The organism is Enterobacter sp. T2, from assembly GCF_010692925.1.
In the GTDB taxonomy this organism is placed as follows: domain Bacteria; phylum Pseudomonadota; class Gammaproteobacteria; order Enterobacterales; family Enterobacteriaceae; genus Enterobacter; species Enterobacter kobei.
This window is the reverse complement of sequence record NZ_CP048736.1, coordinates 1,174,311-1,192,095: the sequence shown is the minus strand read 5'-3', so window position 1 is coordinate 1,192,095 and position 17,785 is coordinate 1,174,311. Positions and strand designations below refer to the sequence as shown.

Sequence of the window (17,785 nt, the reverse complement as noted above, 5' to 3'; positions counted from 1 at the left end):
CTCCTATTGACAATGTTTAGGAATACGACCTCTCAGCCATCCTTTACTATGAGATATTTTTATAGCTTCAGGAGAGCCATACTTCACTCCAAAATGTTTTTCGAACTGAGATACAGACCCCTTATGTGGGAAAGATGCTTTGTGCGCCTCAGTCGTGACTAACTGCATAGTTGACTTACCTGTTTTTGGATCAAAATCATCAAGGTGATGCCATGTATATTCGCTTGCATCAGCTTCACTTATGCCTGCAAGTTTGTAGGCTTCTGTGAAATCCCGCCCCCTTGATCCTTGAAGGGTAATTTCAACGATATTTCGTTGTGTCCCAGTAACAGGATAAAGTGATGGGCTTCCACTAAAGTCAACGCCGCTCAATGCCAGACCCATAGGGTCTATCCATAACAGAGAGTTAGGGGCATAGTTATATAAATTTAAGTTTCCACCCGCCAACCCAATCGGATCCTGCACAATAAACCGCCCGACCTGCGGGTCGTAGTAGCGGAACAGGTTATAATGCAGCCCCGTCTCACCATCAGAATACTGCCCAGCATAGCGAAGCGGCTGGTGCGCCATCGCCGAGCGATTCGCAACCCGTGAGAACCCTTCGCTCTGATGGCGCACCTCGCCAAAGCTGCCGTACTGGCCGCTCCAGCGCACCGCGCCGCGCTCGTCGGTCACTTCCAGCGGCGCGCCGTTCAGGTCGGTGTTGAACCAGTAAATCTCACCGCTGTTCTGGTCACGAAGATGATCCACCCGCGCCAGCGGGCTCCAGGCTTCATTCGGGTCGTAGATATAGGTGTTGCACAGCCCACTCTCCTGCTGCTCCTGCAGCAGCCGGTAGCCCTGCCACAGGAAGCGCGTTTCGGTGGTGCCGTGCGTCGTAGTGACGATTTTGCGCGTGCGGCGGCCCAGCGCGTCGTAGTGATAGCGCGCCTCAAACCGCCCTTCCGGCCCGGTTCCCCGGGCGGATACCAGACGGTTCTCGGCGTCATACGCATAATGCTGTTCATACAGCCCGTTGCGGCGGCTGACCAGGTTGCCCCAGTGGTCGTATTTCATGAACAGCGCCTGCCAGTGCTGCAGGCGGTTATCCGTGACCGGTGCCGCATCGTCACTGGCGGCGAGGTTATCCGCGGCGTCATAGCTGAACTGCGCGCGGCTGTGCCCCTGGCGGGCCTCGTAGTGCTTCAGCAGACGACCTTCGGCGTCGTAGCCGTAATCTACCTCACCGCGCAGGGTGTCGCTGACGCCGGAAAGCTCACCGCGCGCGGTGTAGCGATACAGCCGTTCCAGGAGCGCCTTCTCCGGCAGGGTCACGTCCGTGTTCAGCTCACTGCGCTGAAGGGTGCGTCTGCCGAGGCTGTCATACTGACGGAGCTGCTCGCGCGCGCCCTGGGTGCGGCGCACCTCGCGGTGCAGGCGGTCGCGGGTGAACTCGGTCACCAGCTGCTGCCCGAAGCGGATGGCGCTGACGTGGCCGGATCCGTAGTGCAACCAGGCCAGCTTTTGCTCGCCGGGCAGCGTCAGGCCGGTCAGGTTGCTCAGGGCATCCCATTCGTAGCCCACCGCGCCGTTAATACCGGATTCACTCAGCACGCGCCCGTTGGCATCGTGCCGGTAAACAATCTCATCGCTTTCGATACCCAGGGCAACGCCTTCTGCGGTTGGCGTGCGGCGGATGCGGGTAATCTGGCCGCTCAGGTCGCGGAAGTAGCGGTACTCCGCGTGGCGCTGAGTGCGCCCGATCAGCAGCCCGCTGTCGTCATAGCTGAACTGCTGGACGCGACGGGCGATGCCGCCGTCGGCGGCAGGCCGGCCGTTCTCTTCGAGCGCGCAGAGGAACCCTCGCGCGTCCCATTCCATATGGCGCACGGTCTCGTCCGGACGCGTTTCGCTGAGCGGGCGGCCCACGGCGTCGTAGGTGAAGCGGTATTCCGCCCCGTTGCCGTTATCGAGTCGCAACAGGTTACCGCGCGGGTCATAGCGCCACTGGCGCACGCGGCCAATTCGGTCGGTAAGGCTGACCGGGAGGCCGAGCGCGTTATAGGCCCAGCTCACTTCGCTTTCCAGCGGGTCGCGCCAGCCCGTGAGCTGACCGCGTTCGTTCCACACCAGCGACTCACGGCTGCCGTCCGGGTGGATCACGGCGCTCAGCAGCCCGGCACGGCTCCATTCCCGACGCGTAATATTCCCTTCCGCATCCTCGCTGGCAATCAGCTGCCCGAATCGGTCGTAGGTAAAGCGGGTCACGCTGCCGGAGCAATCTGTGCGCTGCGTCAGCAGCCCCTGGTGGTTCCAGACCAGACGCACCACGCCGCCAATGGCGTCGGTGATGCTCTCCGGCAGGTTTTCTTGATCATCGGGATAGTCATACGCGGTGGCGTTACCGGCCGGATCCGTTTCCGACAGCAGGCGACCGCGAAGGTCGTACATGGCCTGCGATGAGGTACCGTCCGGATACACTGTCCGGGTGATGCGGTCGGTCAGGCGATACCAGTGATACTCCCTACGGCGGCCCGCCGGGTCCGTCTCGCTGGTCATGCGGCCGTATTTGTCCCACGTGCTGCGGCGCATCGCACCGCCGGGGAGAATGACGTCGCAGAGTTCGCCGTCGCGGTAAACAAACGTCGTCTGACGACCGTCGTAATCCGTGAAGCGCGCAACGTTGTCGTCGTCGTCCACCAGCCAGTGCGCCTGCGCGCCGTCTTCGCGGGTCGCACGGCGGGTGCCGTTATCAAAATCGTATTCAAACGTCAGCTGTTCGCCGCCGCTGTGGCGGAAGCCGACCACGCGCGGCAGGCCGTCAATCTCCTGCCAGCGGTATTCGCTCAGCAGGCCGTTGGCGTCCTCATGGGCGCTCATCAGCCCGTCCTGCCAGCGGAAGCGTCGGCGCACGCTACCGCCCCGGCCGGTCACACAGACCAGCTGGCGCTGTTCATCATAAGCGTAACTGACCAGGCAGATCTCGTCATCCAGCCAGGCACCGGCAAGCCTGTCATTGTCGTAGCGGCAGACTACGCGCTGGCCCGCGCTGTCGGTAAGGGCATGCAGAGTATTATTCGCATTCCACTCGAAGAGGATAGCGTTGCCGCAGGGTTCAGAGATGCGCTGGAGCAGCGACGGGGCATCATCCTTAAGCGGCGCATAGTGCCAGCGCTCGCCGCTGACGTCATAGACCGACCAGCTGTCGTCAGAGTGGTGCTCAAGCCAGTTTTTTTCGCTTTCGCAGTAGGTGCGCATCCCTTTCGGGACATTCGGGAAGGCGATGTAATCACCGGACGGTGCACGCCACACCAGCCCGTCCTGATACGGCTCCAGGCGGCTTTCCCAGAACAGGCTCCACCCGCGGCCCAGCACGCTGTCACCGGGGTTGCCGCTGCGCCAGTAGCGCTGCCAGCGCACCGGCAGACGGGAAGGCAGGACGAAGTCCAGCTCATCATCCCCGCTGAGAAACTTCTGTCCGCTGACGATATCCACCGGGCGGGCGATGATCCCCGCGGCGGCAACGCCGGTCATCAGCGTGCCGGCGCGGCAGGCGATACGGGCCAGCTTATTGATACCGGGAATTTTCCCCAGCAGCTTAGACAGCGCCCCAACTTTGCCAGCGGCACCGCCCCACCCGCCGAGCAGGCCGGCGAACAACAGGGTAAGATCGGAGACTTTATACAGCCACTCGGGGACTTCAGACTGAATGGGCAGGGTTTGCTGCGGGTCGCCGCCGATGATGACGTTGTCCGAACCGGTCATCACCTTCGCGTCGCAGGTGGTACGATCCCCGATGCGGGACGCAGGCTGGCTGTTAATGAAGACTCGCTTAGAGCCTTCGGCCATCTGCTGCGAGCCGTCGTCAGAACAGTCGACGGTGCTATCGGTGGCAAGCGCGGCGGGTTTACCGTTGATAAACACATTGGGCGAGCCGGAAGTGATGACGCCTTTCTTCGTCATACTGGATGCCCCGGCGTCCGCGATGCTGTCGCGGGCGGCGGTCGCCAGCTCCCCGGTGTAGTACCCCACGGCCAGGCTCGCGCCGACGAGCAGGACGCCCACGCCCAGGCAGGATGCGCCAAGTCCGGCAATAAACATCGCCCCCGCCAGAATGCCCCCGGCGGCGGCAATCAGGCCGCCGACAATCGTTCCGGCAATCATCCCGGCAAGCGCACCGGAGTGGCCGATATCATCACCTACGCGTGCAGCTTCAAACATAACAACGATCCCTGATGTTAATGGTGGAAGCGAAAGCTCCTGAGAAGATCGCCAAACAGCTCGCGGTCAGCATCGCCCGGCGAGCGGGTGCAGGTCATGGTGAAGACCAGAATTTTATTGCCGTCGACGTTAAACACGGCCTGCTGCTGCCAGATGCGTTTGCCGTCGCGGAGGTAGCTGGCATGGACGGTTTCACCCTGTGAAAGGCCGTCACCCAGCGTAGCGGCGCTGCGCTCCCCCTGCTTCCATCCCTTGATGTGTTTTTCCATCAGGGCGAGCTGGCGATCGATGTACGCGGCAAGCGCTTCGCCAGCGTTGAGGGCATCACGGGAGAGGTTGAACGCTGGCGCGTCCGCTGCGGGCGGCGCGAAGACGTTGACGGTACGATCCTGATAACCTTCAGGAAAATCGATCAGACCTTCACTGAAAAGGCACTGCGAAGTTGGTTCTGACATTGAGCGGGTCCCACCACATATTTTCAGAAGCGGTAAGTTTCGCATATGTGTTTAAAGCTGACTATCCCCAGATCTTCGCCCCACCGCCACGCTCGCCGACAGCCCCGCCACCAGCTCAACCCCCTCCGGCAACCTGTCGATATGAATACGCACCGGCACGCGCTGCGCCAGCCGCACCCAGCTAAAGGTGGGTTCGACGTCGGGCAGCCCCAGCCCGCCCGTTTCGTCGTTGCTGTCCCCGATCCCACGCCCGATGCTCTCCACGTGCCCCGTGATGACCGGATCGTATCCCATCAGCACTATCTGCGCGGCATCCCCGACGCGAATATGGCGCAGTTTAGTCTCCTCAAAATACCCCACCACCCAGAAGCTGTGGGCATCGACGATGGCGACCTTTGTCTCCCCCGCCGTCGCGTAGTCTCCGGGCCGAAGCCGCAGGTGCGTAACGTACCCCGAGACCGGCGCACGCACGGTGGCGTGCGCCAGATTCAGCTCTGCCAGATCCAGCGCGGCCAGCGCGCCGTGATAATTGGCCGCCGCGACGTTCGCCGCGCTGCCGGTTTGCTGCACATCCTCGCTCGAAATGGCGTTTTTAATCAGCGTGCGGCGATGGGCCGCGTCCTGGCGCATCAGCATCTCATGGCGTTTCGATTCCACATCCGCCTGCGCGCTGGCCACCGCCAGCCTGAGCCAGCGCGGATCGATGGCGTAGAGTACATCGCCCCGGTTCACCCACTGGTTGTCCCGCACGGCCACGCTGATGACGGGCCCGGAGACGTCCGGCGCAATCTGCACTACGTCCGCCCGGACGCGGCCGTCGCGGGTCCACGGCGTTTGCGCGTAGTGTTTCCACATCATAAACGCCAGCAGCGTGGCCGCTGCGACGGCGCTTAACGTCAGCGCATAGCGAGCCAGTAAAGAGAGCAGTGATTTCATGACAATAACCCCAACGCGATCAGGCCCTGCATCAGCAGGTAAAAGATGACAATCCAGATTGAAACATCCATCAGCGGGCGAAACGGCAAGCGCCGGTAGACCCTGCTGAGAGAGAAAAGCGCGACGAGGCTCAGCGTGCAGACCAGCGTCGCGAGGGCGGCCATCAGCAGCCCCGGAATAAAAACGCCGCCGATATTAATATCGTTAACCATGGTCTGGCCCCCGTAATGCACAGTGAAGATCCACCAGCCTGAAGACAAACTGGCGCGTAGGTTCATCTGCGGCAGGCAGGTTTTGCTCGATGATGGCGGTAATGCGTTCGCCTAAGGCGTGGCGGTCAGCGGCGTTTATCCGATGAAATAGCGCGTCAACCTCCCAGCCGGGCGGTGTGTCACTGCGGCGTATATGCATGACTGAAAGCCCCAGGCGCAGCGCGTGCAAAAGCCTTTCAAGCGCCTGCTCTGGCGCACGCTCGCTGCGCTGCAAACGCGGCAGCAACAGGGCAGTTCGGTCCATCATCAGGTTGATCCAGTGCGTTTCGTCGACCCGCAGCGTGCCTTTCACGCTGCGGCGAATGTCGCGCTGGCAGAGGTTCAGCAGACGCGTGATGGCGGCGTCCGCCTGCACGGTTTGCATCAGGCTCATGCTGATGACGGCAAAGCCGGTCGCTGCAAAGAGCGCAATGGCGGTGTTAGCCGCGACGGCGAAGTCGCCGCTGTAGTGCGCGCCCAGCTCGCACAGAATGGGCAGCGTCAGGGTGATGCCCATCGCCATAAACGTGGTTGGCGGGCGCGCCTGAAGCGACCCGGCCAGCAGATACGCCGGAGCAAGCACCGCCACCAGCACCGGGAAATCGCTTACCTGCGGCAGCAGCGCAAAGCTGTAGAGCAGGCTAATCACCACGCCCCAGAACGAGCCAATGATGTATTTCACGATGTGGGGCGCCGGCGTGTCGAAACTGCCAAACAGCGTGCAGCAGACGCCAAGGATAGAGACCGCCGTACCGCCATCCGGCCACGCAGAGAAAATCCAGACCAGACAACCGCTCAGAATGATGACGAAAGCCCCCAGCGCCGTGCGGGCGGCGGTAAGCGGGTCGCGGTGGAAAACGTACCCTTTTGCCGCGCGGGTTTGCATCTCCCCAAACGCAGGTTTTGCGTGGTGGATAGCCCCGGAAAGACGCTCGCACTGCTCCAGAAGCGCGATAGCCTCTGAGAGGTAGCGAATAAAACTGACCTGCAGCGCGTCGTCAATCGTCAGCGCATGCGCGGCATACCGATCGATAAGAAGCGTACAGCGGAGCCGCAACGCCTCAGCCGCGCTGCTGGCACCCGCGTCTTCAGCGGCAAGCCAGGCCTGAACATCCTCCCGCAATGCCTGCATGTCGGCGGGCAGAATTCCGGGCGTCAGCAAGCGATCGTGTAGTTCACAGTTGACGATCGCGAGCCGTGCCAGCCGATCGTGAATCGCTTTTCTGGCCTGCCGCACCGGAGCGGACAGGGCAAAATCATACGGAACATGGTGGCTTATCCCCTGCAGGAACTGCAGCGCCAGGGCCAGATGCAGGGGGCCGGAAGCCGCGCCGGGTTTACCCGCCAGGGTGTCCGCCACCCGACCGCGCGCGGCCTGTAGCGTCTGGGATAATTTCGCGTTGAATAGCCCTGATACGCGTGCGGGCAGCACGTAGCGGTGAATCAGCCCCGCACAGAAAATCCCAATCGCGATCTCCTGCACGCGGACGAGGGCAACGTTAAAAATGCCACCCGGATCGGATACCGCGGGAAAACCAATCAGGCTCGCGGTGTAACCGGCCAGCACGAAGGCATAGGCCCGGGGCGTGCGTTCCAGCAGGGAGAGCCACAGGCAGAACGTGATCCAGCCCGTCAGCACCACGCTGCACAGGATCGGCATATTCGCGAAGATGGGCACGATCAGAACGGTCGCGCAGGCCCCCGCCACGGTCCCGGCCAGCCGGTAGAGGCTTCTGCTCAGCGACGCCCCGACCGACGTCTGCGATACGATGTAAACCGTAATAATGGCCCATGAAGGACGTTCGAGACCTATCGACAGCGCGAGGTAGTAAGCCAGCATCGCCGCGGCAAAACTCTTCGCGGAGTAGATCAGCGCGCCCGCATCGTTTCGCAATGTGGCGGGGAGACGCACGTGATGAGAGAAGATTTTATTCATGCCGGGATTATTACCGGCTTGCAGACCCGCTTAAATACTCTATTCTGTCAAAAAATACCTAAATGTTGCCAGAATCATGAAGCCGCAATCCGCTAATACGCTGTATGACCCTGACTCTACCGCCTCTCCTGCCGTGGCGCGTCATCTGGACTTTGTGGACTACGCTGCGGAAGTGCCGGTGCATACCCATCGCAAGGGCCAGCTGATTATTGCCCGTTACGGCGCGGTCAGCTGTTACGCGGAGAATGACATCTGGATCGTGCCGCCAGACTGCGCAGTCTGGATCCCCGGCGGGATCCCGCACAGCGCGAAAGCGACGTGGAACGCGCATCTGAACTATTTGTTTATTGAGCCCGGCGCGGCGGCGCTGCCGGAGAGGTGCTGCACCCTGGCGATCTCGCCGTTGATTACGGAGCTGGTAGACCGCCTGACGCGCGAAGGCGTGGATTATCCTCCCGACAGCCACGCCGCCAGACTGACCCGGGTCACGCTGGATGAGCTCGCCAGCATGCCGCAGCAGAAGCTCAGCCTGCCGGTCTCGACCGACCCGAAAATTCGCGCCATGGCCGACGCGCTGGTCAGCCGCCCTGAGGACAGAAGCACCCTGAAAGACTGGGCGAAACGGCTCGCCCTCAGCGAGCGCTCGTTTGCGCGCCTGATGCAACGCGAGACCGGGTTGAGCTTCGGACGTTGGCGCCAGCAGCTGCATTTGATTATTGCCCTGCGGGAGCTGGCCAGCGGCGTACCTGTCCAGAACGTGGCGGCAACGCTTGGGTATGAATCCGTGAATGCGTTTATCACCATGTTCAGAAAAGCGATGGGCAGCACACCCGCGCATTATTTTGCCGAACGGAAAAACAGCGGCCGTTAACCCGGCCCCTCGCTCCCCGCCGCCAGTAGCGGCACCACCACGTCGCTGATGGGCACCGCAATCCCGTGTTTGCGGCCATAGCGCGGGATCACGCCGTTGCGGATATCCCACTCCATTGGACGGTTGGCCTGACGATCGGCCAGGATCGACGTGCCCAGGTCTTCAGGCGCACGCTGAAAGTTCGCCAGGATCTCCCCGGCCACCGCATCGTCAAGCTTCGCCCCCTCGGCGCGGGCAACGGTAAGCCCCTCGCACAGATAGGCCAGCGCAAGTTCGCTGATGTCCTCACGCCTGAACATCCCGGCGCGGCGGTTAGCCAGCACCATCAGCCCGGCGACCGCGTTTTGCAGCAGCTTGCGCCAGGCGACCGTGGCGAAATCTGCCGAGAGTTCCACTTCACAGCGCGTACCGAGAAGCGCATCCACCACCCGCTGCGCCTGCGGCACCTCCGGCAGCGTCAGGCGCGGTTTGGCACGCAGCCACACGGAGGCATCCGGCTCGCGCTGTGCCGGGAACCAGACCACCGACGGCAGCACCGTTGCGCCGTTGACCCACGGCTCAAGCTGGGCTTTCTGCTCCACGCCGTTTTGCAGGGCGCAGACCACGGTGTTTTCATCGCACAGCGCGCGCAGCCATCCGGCGCTGTCGGCATTTTGCGTCGTTTTTACCGCGATAAAAACCAGATCGGCGGGACGCGTAATGACGGCAGGATCGGTTAAGACCGGACCGGGTACCACCGTTTCGCCCTCGTCATAACGCAGGCGTAATTCCGGATGTGCGGTACGTCCGCACAAAAGCGGCGTGCGGCCCACATCATGCAGCACCGCGGCAATGGTGGTCCCAATCGCACCGGGACCTATCAGCGCAATCACTGGATTGTCAGACATGATTAACTCCCCTTTTCGCTAAGCCTGCTAACAGTTATACCACCCTGAAAAGTGAGCGCCACGTCGTTGTCTATACTCAACACACAACTGACAACGGAGTGCGCCATGCCTTTACCCGATTTCACGTCCTCTGAACCGTTCACCCTCGGCATCGAACTCGAACTGCAGGTGGTTAATCCGCCCGGGTACGATCTGAGCCAGGACTCTTCCGCGCTGATCGCCGCCGTCAAAGACGACATCAAAGGCGGAGAAGTGAAGCACGACATCACCGAAAGCATGCTCGAAATCGCCACCGGCGTATGCCAGACCATCGACCAGGCAGCGGCGCAGTTCTCGGTGATGCAGCAGAGTATTCTGCGCGCGGCGGCGGAGCAGCATATCCAGATCTGCGGCGGCGGGACGCATCCGTTCCAGAAATGGCAGCGCCAGGAGGTGTGCGATGACGAGCGCTATAACGTCACGCTGGAGCGCTTTGGCTACCTGATTTTGCAGGCCACGGTGTTTGGCCAGCACGTACACGTCGGCTGTCGAACCGGGGACGATGCCATCTACCTGCTGCACGGTCTGTCGCGCTTTGTGCCGCACTTTATCGCCCTCGCCGCCGCATCACCCTACATGCAGGGCACGGACACGAAGTTCGCCTCATCGCGTCTGAATATTTTTTCGGGATTTCCGGATAACGGCCAGATGCCGTGGGTCAACAACTGGCAGGCGTTCGAAGGGCTGTTCCGCCGCCTGAGCGCCACCAGCATGATCGACAGCATTAAAGACCTGCACTGGGACATTCGCCCCAGCCCGCACTTTGGTACCGTGGAAGTGCGGGTGATGGATACGCCGCTGACGCTCGGCCACGCGATAAACATTGCCGGGCTGATCCAGGCAACCTCCCACTGGCTGCTGACCACGCGGCCCTATAAGCATCAGGAGAAGGATTTTCTGCTGTACCGATTTAACCGTTTTCAGGCCTGTCGCTACGGGCTGGAGGGGATTCTGACGGACGTGCATACCGGCGAACAGAAAACCGTGGCGGAAGATATCGCCTGGCTGCTGGAACAGGTTGCGCCATCGGCCGAGAAGCTCGGCGCGACAAGCGCAATCACTGAAATTGCCCTGCTGTTAAAGCAGGGCAAGAGCGAGGCGCAGCGCATGCGGGACTTTATTGCCGACGGCGGCTCGCTTATTTCTCTGGTTCAGAAGCACTGCGAGCTGTGGGCGACGAGTCCGTAAGGCCGTGGCCCCACTCACGCAGACGCTGGAACAGTACGAACAGCGCGGGGATGAACACGATCCCCACGACGGTCGCCACCAGCATACCGCTGAACACCGTGGTGCCAATGATGCGACGGCTCTGGGCACCCGCCCCGGTCGCCAGCATCATTGGCATGACGCCGATAATAAACGACACGGCGGTCATCATCACCGCGCGGAAGCGGCGCGATGCCCCTTCCCTCGCCGCATCGACAATCGTCATTCCGTCCATGCGCCGGGCGCGAGCGAACTCCACGATAAGAATCGCGTTTTTGGCCGCCAGCGCGATCAGCAATACCAGACCAATTTGCACGTAGACATCGTTGGCGTAGCCCGCCATCCACAGCCAGACCAGCGCCCCGCCGAGGGCGAAGAGCACCGAGAGCATCACGCTCGCCGGGAGCATCCAGCTCTCATACTGGGCGACGAGAAACAGCCACGCCATCACCACCGCCGCCAGCACAATCCATATCGCCTGATTGCCGGTCTGCTGCTCCTGATACGACATGCCGCTCCAGGCGTAGTCGTATCCGGCAGGCAGGATCTCTGCCAGAATTTCGCTCATCACCGCCATCGCGGTGCTGCTGCTCACCCCTTCCGCCGCCGAGCCGCTCACCGACACGGACGGAAACTGGTTGTACTGCTGCAGGAACGGCGCGCCAACGCCCGGCGTGATGGTGACGAGGTTGCTCAGGCGCACCCGCTCGCCGCTGTTGCTGCGCACAAACAGCTCGCTGATTTGCTCAGCGCGCTCGCGCCACTGCATTTCGTTCTGCATAACAACGTGGTAAACGCGGTTGTTGACGCTGAAATCCCCGGCGCGCGTGCCGCCAAAGGCGGTTTGCAGGCTACTGAAGATGCGCGATACCGGCACGTCAAGACGGGCCGCACGCTCGCGATCGACGGTCAGCGTCAGCTGCGGGACGTTGCTGCTCCAGGTGGTGAACACACGGCTTAGCTGCGGGTGCTGATTGGCTTTCATCAGCACCCCGCGCGTCACGCGCTCCAGCTCCGCCGGGCTTTGCCCCGCCTGCGCCTGTATGCGCAGATCGAAGCCGGAGGCGTTGCCCAGCCCCGGCAGGGTCGGCGGCGCGAAGGTCATGATGGTCGCTTCCGGCAGGGCCAGAAGCTGACGCTGCAGGGTAGCCATCACCTCGTCCAGCGGCGGGCGCTCGCTCCAGTCTTTGAGCATGATGGAGATAAACCCGCCGTTGGAGGCGCTGGTGCCGTTAAGAATGTTAAAGCCGGAGACCTGAATCACATCCTCCACCGCCGGATTTTTAGCGATTAATTCGCGTGCGGTGGTCATTACCGCTTCGGTGCGCTCCAGCGAGGCGGCTTCCGGCAGCTGAACGCTGGCAAAGAAGTAGCCCTGGTCCTCCTGTGGCAGGAAGCCTTTTGGCATCGAGGTAAAGCTGAACGCCACCACGGCCGCCGCGCCTGCGGTGGCCAGCAGCGCCAGCCACGGGCGCAGGGTGAATACGCTTACGATCCGGGTATAGCGATTGCGCGTGGCATCCAGCCCGCGGTTGAATCCGCGAAAAATCGCAGCGGGCTGTGCCGGACGCGGGCGCAGCAGCATTGCACAGAGCGCGGGCGTCAGGGTCAGCGCCACCAGGCTTGAGAGCGTGACCGCCGTGGAAAGCGTGACCGCGAACTGGCGGTAAAGCTCACCGACAATCCCCGGCAGCAGCGCCACCGGCACAAATACCGCCAGCAGCACCAGCGTCGTGGCTATCACCGGTCCGGCAATCTGGCGCAGCGCCAGCGCGGTCGCCGCCGTGCGGCTCTGCCCTTCGGCCATCAGCGTTTCGACGCTCTCCACCACCACGATGGCATCATCCACCACCATCGTCAGCGCCAGAATGATGGCGAACAGGCTGAGCGTGTTGGCGGAGTAGCCCAGCGTGTACAGCACCGCAAACGTGCCCACCAGCGACACCGGAATGGCGAGCGCAACAATCAGCGTCGCACGCCAGCTTTGCAGGAACAGGGATACAACAACAACGACCGCCAGCATCGTCAGCGCCAGCGAGACGCCGATCTCCTTGATGGTGGCCGCAACGAAGGTGGTGGTATCGAATTTCACCTCGTAGACCAGGTCGTCCGGGAAGCGCGACGCGAGGCGCTCCAGCTCGGCGCGCACCGCGTCGGCCACGCGCAGGGCGTTGGCGGACGGTGTCGGGTAGATGCCGAGGTAGGCGGAGTCGTGTCCGTTCAGCTGCGCGCCGGAGCTGTAGCTACGCGAGCCAAGCTCGATGGTGGCGACGTCCTTCAGGCGCACCAGCTGGCCCATCTCGCCGGCGCGGATAATGATGTCAGCAAAATCATCAGCCTGGTTCAGGCGCCCCAGCCCGTTAATGGTCAGGGTCTGCTGCTGGCCGTTAAACACCGGCGGCGTGCCGACCTGGCCCGCCGCTCCCTGCACGTTCTGCTCGCGCAGCGCCTGCGCCACGTCGTCCGTGGTAACGTTCAGGGCGTTCATGCGGTCCGGACGCAGCCAGATGCGCATGCTGTAGTCGCGCGCGCCAAACATCTGCACCTGACCGACGCCCGGCAGGCGCGACAGCGCCTCGCGCACCTGGGTGCTGGCGTAGTTACTGACGAACAGCGGCGTGTGGGTATTGTCAGGTGAGTAAAGACTTACCCCCATCATCAGATTGGTGGCGCGTTTGCGCACCTGCACGCCGTTTTGCTGCGCCTCCGCTGGCAGTTGCGCCACGGCCTGCGCCACGCGGTTTTGCACGTCGATGGCGGCTAAATCCGGATCGGTCCCCGCGGCAAAGGTGATGTTAAGGCTGTAGGTGCCTTCATCCGAACTCGTGGACTCCATGTACAGCATGTGATCCACGCCGTTAAGCTGCGTCTCCAGCGGCGTGGCGATGGCCTCCGCCACGTCAGCCGAACTGGCCCCCGGCCAGCTGGCAGAGACATTCACCACCGGCGGCGTGATCTGCGGATACTGCTCCACCGGGATAATCTTCAGCGCGATGGCCCCCAGCAGGGTAATGACCAGTGCTATCACCATCGCAAAGCGCGGGCGTTTGATGAAAAACGTCAGCATGATGGCTCCTTAATTCAGTATCTGGACGGCAGCACCGGGCTGTACACGCTGTGCACCGTCAGTGATCGCTCGCTCACCAGGCTTAACACCGGAAGCAATCTGGAACAGCTGCCCAACCTGCCCGGCAATTTTTAGCGGGCGTTTTTCGGCGTTTCCGTCGGCACTCACCACCCAGGCAAAGAATCCATCGCCATTCTGCTGGACCGCAGCGGCAGGGAGCGTCAGTACCGGCTGCTCGCTGGCCGGGCGCAGCGTCACATTTACGTTGCCGCCGGGCAACAGCTGATGGCGCGGGTTGGCAAACCCGGCGCGCAGCATCACGCTGGCGGTGCGCGGGTCGATGCGGTTATCCACCGAGGTCAGTTCACCCCGGATACGCTGTCCGTTGCTGTCAATGAATACCTGCCACGCCTGTTTCATGGCGCTGATATCTGCATGCTGTCCGGCTTTGGTGGCAAAGGCGCCCTCTTCCAGCGCAAAAGCGATGCGGATCGGATCAAGCTGTACTACCTCCACCAGCACACCGCTTGCGGGGTTGACCAGGCTACCTGCGTGGAAGTTGCTGTGCCCCACGCGACCGTCAATCGGCGAGGTGATGCGGGTGTAGTTCAGGGTGACGTTGCGTGCGTCGAGCCGGGCTTTGGCCTGCTCCAGCGCGGCGCGGGCGACGTCGCGCTGCATACGCGCGTTGTCCACGTCATGACGGCTGATGGCCTTGCTGCTGCCCAGGCTTTCAAAGCGGGAAAGCTGCTGCTGCGCCTGGCGCAGCGTGGCTTCAGCGCTGTTGACTTCGGCCTGCGCCAGACGCACGGCGGCACGCGGCTCGGCATCGTCCAGCTCAAACAGCACATCCCCTTTTTTCACATACTGCCCGTCGCGAAAGTGGATTTTAGTGATAACACCTTCCGTGCGGGCGCGCAGCTCAACGGTGTGGATGGCTTCAATGCGCCCCGGGATCTGACGCTCGGCGGCATGGGCGGTCTGCTCCACGTTGGCGACGCGCACGGGAATGGCGGCGAAGACGGGTTGCAGGGTGCAGGCAAGGAGTGCGAACAGGAGTGGGAATTTCATGGAAGTACCTCAGCGTGATTTCCCCCTCACCCCGCCCTCTCCCACAGGGCGAGGGAGGTCAGAGTTCCCTCTCCCTGTGGGAGAGGGTTAGGGTGAGGGGTAAGGTTTTGTTATGCAGCCTTACGGAACCTGCGGGTCAGTCGCTTCTCGATTTCGACGACGAAGAACATTCCCATTGCAACCGCCAGCGTCACAAACCAGTAGCGGAGCGGCAGCGCTTCGGTGCCAAACAGCATCTGCATAAACGGCAGGTAGATGATGGCGGCCTGGAGCAGGAACAACACGCCCGTGACCAGCCAGATGCCTTTATTCGCCAACAGACCACGGTTCAGGGAGAACCCTTCAGTGTTGCGGCAGTTAATCATGTACACCCACTGGGCGCAGACCAGCATCTGCAGCAGCACGGTGCGGATGAACTCCGCGCTGTGGCCGCGCGGGGCCAGCCAGGCCTCCAGCGCAAAGGCGGCAATGGCAATCATGGTGCCGACAAAGGCCACGCGCCACACCGCGTAGGCGTCCATCACGTGCTGCCCGGTCTGACGTGGTGGACGGCGCATGATATTGCGCTCGGCGGCTTCAAAGGCCAGACCGAAGGAGAGCGTGGCGGAGGTCGCCATGTTCATCCACAGAATCAGCACCGGCGTCAACGGAATGATGTTCCCCGCCAGCAGCGCAATCACAATCAATAGCCCCTGCGCCAGGTTGGTCGGCATGATGAACAGGATGGTCTTCTTCAGGTTGTCGTAAACGCGACGCCCCTCTTTCACCGCGCTGGCGATGGTGGCGAAGTTATCGTCCGTCAGGACCATGTCCGCCGCCTCTTTGGTCACTTCCGTGCCTTTGATGCCCATTGCGATGCCGACATCCGCCTGACGCAGCGCCGGGGCATCGTTCACGCCGTCGCCGGTCATACCGACGATTTCACCTTTCTCCTGCAGCGCTTTCACCAGGCGCAGCTTATGCTCCGGGCTGGTACGGGCAAAGATGTCATAGGTCACCGCCGCATCCGCCAGCTCGGCATCGTTCATCTTCTCAAGCTGATAGCCGGTCACCGCCTGCTCGCTGTTGGTGATCCCCAGCATCTGGCCGATGCTCATCGCCGTCTGCGGGTGATCCCCGGTGATCATCTTCACGCGGATCCCCGCCTGCTGACAGGCGTTAATGGCATCAATCGCTTCCGGGCGCGGCGGATCCATCATTCCGGCAATGCCGAGGAAGATCAGCCCGTGGCTCAGATCGTCGTGCGTGAGCGCCGTTTCGCCATTGGCTGGCTTAAACGCCGCCGCAACCATGCGCAGTCCCTGACGCGCATAGCGCTCCATCTCGTTTTCCCAGTACGCGCGGTTGAAGGCGTCTGCACCGTGGCGGGTTTGCTGCTGTGCGCACAGGGCGAAAATGACGTCCGGCGCGCCGGTGATCAGGATCTGCTCCTCGCAGCCAATCTGATAGTGGGTGCTCATGTACTTGTACTGCGAGTCAAACGGGATCTTGTTAACCAGCGTCGTTGTTACCGGCGCGAGGTTGGCTTTCGCCGCCAGCACCTTCAGCGCGCCCTCGGTTGGCCCCCCGGTGATGCCAAACAGGCCGCGCTCGTCCTGAATCAGCTGGCTGTCGTTACAGAGGTCAATAGTGCGCAGGTACTGCTCCAGCACGGTGCCCGGCTGGATCTGCACTGGCTCATCACTGCCTTCCAGGTAAATGTTGCCCACCGGCTCATAGCTGTTGCCGTCCACGCGGTAGCAGGTGTCGGCGGTGATGATGGCTTTGACCGTCATCTCGTTCATGGTCAGGGTGCCGGTTTTATCCGAGCAGACCACGGTCATCGCGCCCAGGGTTTCAACCGTCGGCAGCTTGCGGATGATCGCCCGCTTGCGCGCCATCGCCTGCACGCCCAGGGAGAGGATAATGGAGATAATTGCAGGCAGACCTTCCGGTACGGAGGCGACCGCCAGGCTGATGAGGGAGAGCAGCAGCTCGCCCATTGGGATCTCGCGGAATGCCAGGCTGAAGACAAACAGCGCGGCCATCATCGCCAGAATAATGGCGAAGATCGCCTTACCCAGCTTGTCCATCTGCACCAGCAGCGGCGTGCGGTGTTTTTCAATGCCCGCCATCATCTGATTGATATGGCCAAGCTCGGTCTCCTGCCCGGTGGCAATAACCACGCCCACGCCACCGCCCGCGCTCACGGTAGTGCCGGAGAAGACCAGGTTGGTGCGATCGCCCAGCGGCAGCTCACCATTCAGCGGCTGAGTATGTTTATCCACCACGGTGGATTCACCGGTCAGAATCGCCTCTTCCACGCGTAAATTATGCGCCTCAATTAAACGCATATCCGCCGGAATACGATCCCCAGCGCGTAATACAATAATATCGCCCGGGACTATTTCAGTTGTGGGGAGCGTTTCATGATTGCCATTACGAATGACGCGCGCTTCGCTGGAGAGCATGTTACGAATACTCTTCAGGGATTTTTCCGCGTTGCTTTCCTGAATATGACCAATTAAGGCATTGATAACCGCCACGCCTAAAATAACCAGCGTATCAACCCAATGCCCCATGACCGCGGTTAATACCGCGGCGGCAAGCAGGACGTAAATCAGTACATCGTTAAAATGCGCGAGAAAGCGCAGCCAGCCCGGCTTGCCTTTTTTCTCCGGCAATGCATTCGGGCCATGTTTTTGCAGACGCGCCTGCGCCTCTGCGCGGTCCAGACCGCTCACCTGGCTCTGCGTATGAGCCAGCACCTGCTCTACGGTCTGCTGGTATGCCAGCCCGCCGGAAGGCGGCATGTTTGGGGATAATTTTTTTTCGGTCATCGTATTTTTCCTTCAATATCCGGTGAACAGAAGCCTGAATTCCTTTC

The 17,785-nt window shown here is 61.8% G+C and carries 11 protein-coding genes; 2 read left to right on the top strand and 9 right to left on the bottom strand.

The features are described from left to right. Nucleotides 1-3: 3 nt before the first annotated feature. The 5 genes from G0034_RS05575 to G0034_RS05555 are packed head-to-tail and all read right to left on the bottom strand — an operon-like array spanning nucleotide 4 to nucleotide 7,778. Nucleotides 4-4,200 (bottom strand): RHS repeat-associated core domain-containing protein, encoded by a 4,197-nt coding sequence (locus G0034_RS05575; protein WP_179120599.1) that lies wholly within the window; start codon nucleotides 4,198-4,200, stop codon nucleotides 4-6. Between the two features lie 17 nt (nucleotides 4,201-4,217). After that, nucleotides 4,218-4,655, bottom strand: coding sequence for a DcrB-related protein (locus G0034_RS05570; RefSeq protein ID WP_179120598.1), 438 nt, complete (start codon nucleotides 4,653-4,655; stop codon nucleotides 4,218-4,220). Between the two features lie 51 nt (nucleotides 4,656-4,706). Then, nucleotides 4,707-5,591: an efflux RND transporter periplasmic adaptor subunit gene (locus tag G0034_RS05565; protein ID WP_179120597.1), complete on the bottom strand. Its 885-nt coding sequence runs from the start codon at nucleotides 5,589-5,591 to the stop codon at nucleotides 4,707-4,709. Next, the gene (locus tag G0034_RS05560; RefSeq protein ID WP_014882886.1) at nucleotides 5,588-5,803 is read right to left on the bottom strand and encodes a DUF1656 domain-containing protein; all 216 of its coding nucleotides are present in this window, start codon (nucleotides 5,801-5,803) and stop codon (nucleotides 5,588-5,590) included. The genes G0034_RS05565 and G0034_RS05560 overlap by 4 nt, the downstream gene beginning before the upstream one ends. Beyond that, nucleotides 5,796-7,778: an FUSC family protein gene (locus tag G0034_RS05555; protein ID WP_179120596.1), complete on the bottom strand. Its 1,983-nt coding sequence runs from the start codon at nucleotides 7,776-7,778 to the stop codon at nucleotides 5,796-5,798. Before G0034_RS05555 ends, G0034_RS05560 begins: the two co-directional genes overlap by 8 nt. Before the next feature lie 76 nt (nucleotides 7,779-7,854). Between G0034_RS05555 and G0034_RS05550 the strand changes: the two genes are divergently transcribed. Continuing rightward, nucleotides 7,855-8,649, top strand: coding sequence for an AraC family transcriptional regulator (locus G0034_RS05550; protein WP_014882884.1), 795 nt, complete (start codon nucleotides 7,855-7,857; stop codon nucleotides 8,647-8,649). Here G0034_RS05550 and G0034_RS05545 read toward each other — a convergent pair. Next, nucleotides 8,646-9,536 (bottom strand): oxidoreductase, encoded by an 891-nt coding sequence (locus G0034_RS05545; RefSeq protein WP_179120595.1) that lies wholly within the window; start codon nucleotides 9,534-9,536, stop codon nucleotides 8,646-8,648. The genes G0034_RS05550 and G0034_RS05545 overlap by 4 nt on opposite strands. 105 nt (nucleotides 9,537-9,641) lie before the next feature. Here G0034_RS05545 and G0034_RS05540 point away from each other — a divergent pair, with 105 nt between their 5' ends. Beyond that, nucleotides 9,642-10,763 (top strand): YbdK family carboxylate-amine ligase, encoded by a 1,122-nt coding sequence (locus tag G0034_RS05540; protein ID WP_014882882.1) that lies wholly within the window; start codon nucleotides 9,642-9,644, stop codon nucleotides 10,761-10,763. Here G0034_RS05540 and G0034_RS05535 read toward each other — a convergent pair. From G0034_RS05535 to G0034_RS05525, 3 genes are all read right to left on the bottom strand, one after another. Further along, nucleotides 10,714-13,848, bottom strand: coding sequence for an efflux RND transporter permease subunit (locus G0034_RS05535; RefSeq protein ID WP_179120594.1), 3,135 nt, complete (start codon nucleotides 13,846-13,848; stop codon nucleotides 10,714-10,716). The two genes, G0034_RS05540 and G0034_RS05535, sit on opposite strands and share 50 nt — an antisense overlap. Before the next feature lie 9 nt (nucleotides 13,849-13,857). Next, complete coding sequence (locus G0034_RS05530; protein WP_179120593.1) at nucleotides 13,858-14,919, bottom strand: efflux RND transporter periplasmic adaptor subunit; 1,062 nt, start codon at nucleotides 14,917-14,919, stop codon at nucleotides 13,858-13,860. A gap of 110 nt (nucleotides 14,920-15,029) precedes the next feature. Beyond that, nucleotides 15,030-17,738, bottom strand: coding sequence for a cation-transporting P-type ATPase (locus G0034_RS05525; protein ID WP_032637259.1), 2,709 nt, complete (start codon nucleotides 17,736-17,738; stop codon nucleotides 15,030-15,032). Between the last annotated feature and the right edge of the window lie 47 nt (nucleotides 17,739-17,785).

Bases quoted from the DNA above. Each gene is read 5' to 3' on its own strand.
- G0034_RS05575 (WP_179120599.1), bottom strand. From the start codon at position 4,200: ATGTTTGAAGCTGCACGCGTAGGTGATGATATCGGCCACTCCGGTGCG.
- G0034_RS05570 (WP_179120598.1), bottom strand. From the start codon at position 4,655: ATGTCAGAACCAACTTCGCAGTGCCTTTTCAGTGAAGGTCTGATCGAT.
- G0034_RS05565 (WP_179120597.1), bottom strand. From the start codon at position 5,591: ATGAAATCACTGCTCTCTTTACTGGCTCGCTATGCGCTGACGTTAAGC.
- G0034_RS05560 (WP_014882886.1), bottom strand. From the start codon at position 5,803: ATGGTTAACGATATTAATATCGGCGGCGTTTTTATTCCGGGGCTGCTG.
- G0034_RS05555 (WP_179120596.1), bottom strand. From the start codon at position 7,778: ATGAATAAAATCTTCTCTCATCACGTGCGTCTCCCCGCCACATTGCGA.
- G0034_RS05550 (WP_014882884.1), top strand. From the start codon at position 7,855: ATGAAGCCGCAATCCGCTAATACGCTGTATGACCCTGACTCTACCGCC.
- G0034_RS05545 (WP_179120595.1), bottom strand. From the start codon at position 9,536: ATGTCTGACAATCCAGTGATTGCGCTGATAGGTCCCGGTGCGATTGGG.
- G0034_RS05540 (WP_014882882.1), top strand. From the start codon at position 9,642: ATGCCTTTACCCGATTTCACGTCCTCTGAACCGTTCACCCTCGGCATC.
- G0034_RS05535 (WP_179120594.1), bottom strand. From the start codon at position 13,848: ATGCTGACGTTTTTCATCAAACGCCCGCGCTTTGCGATGGTGATAGCA.
- G0034_RS05530 (WP_179120593.1), bottom strand. From the start codon at position 14,919: ATGAAATTCCCACTCCTGTTCGCACTCCTTGCCTGCACCCTGCAACCC.
- G0034_RS05525 (WP_032637259.1), bottom strand. From the start codon at position 17,738: ATGACCGAAAAAAAATTATCCCCAAACATGCCGCCTTCCGGCGGGCTG.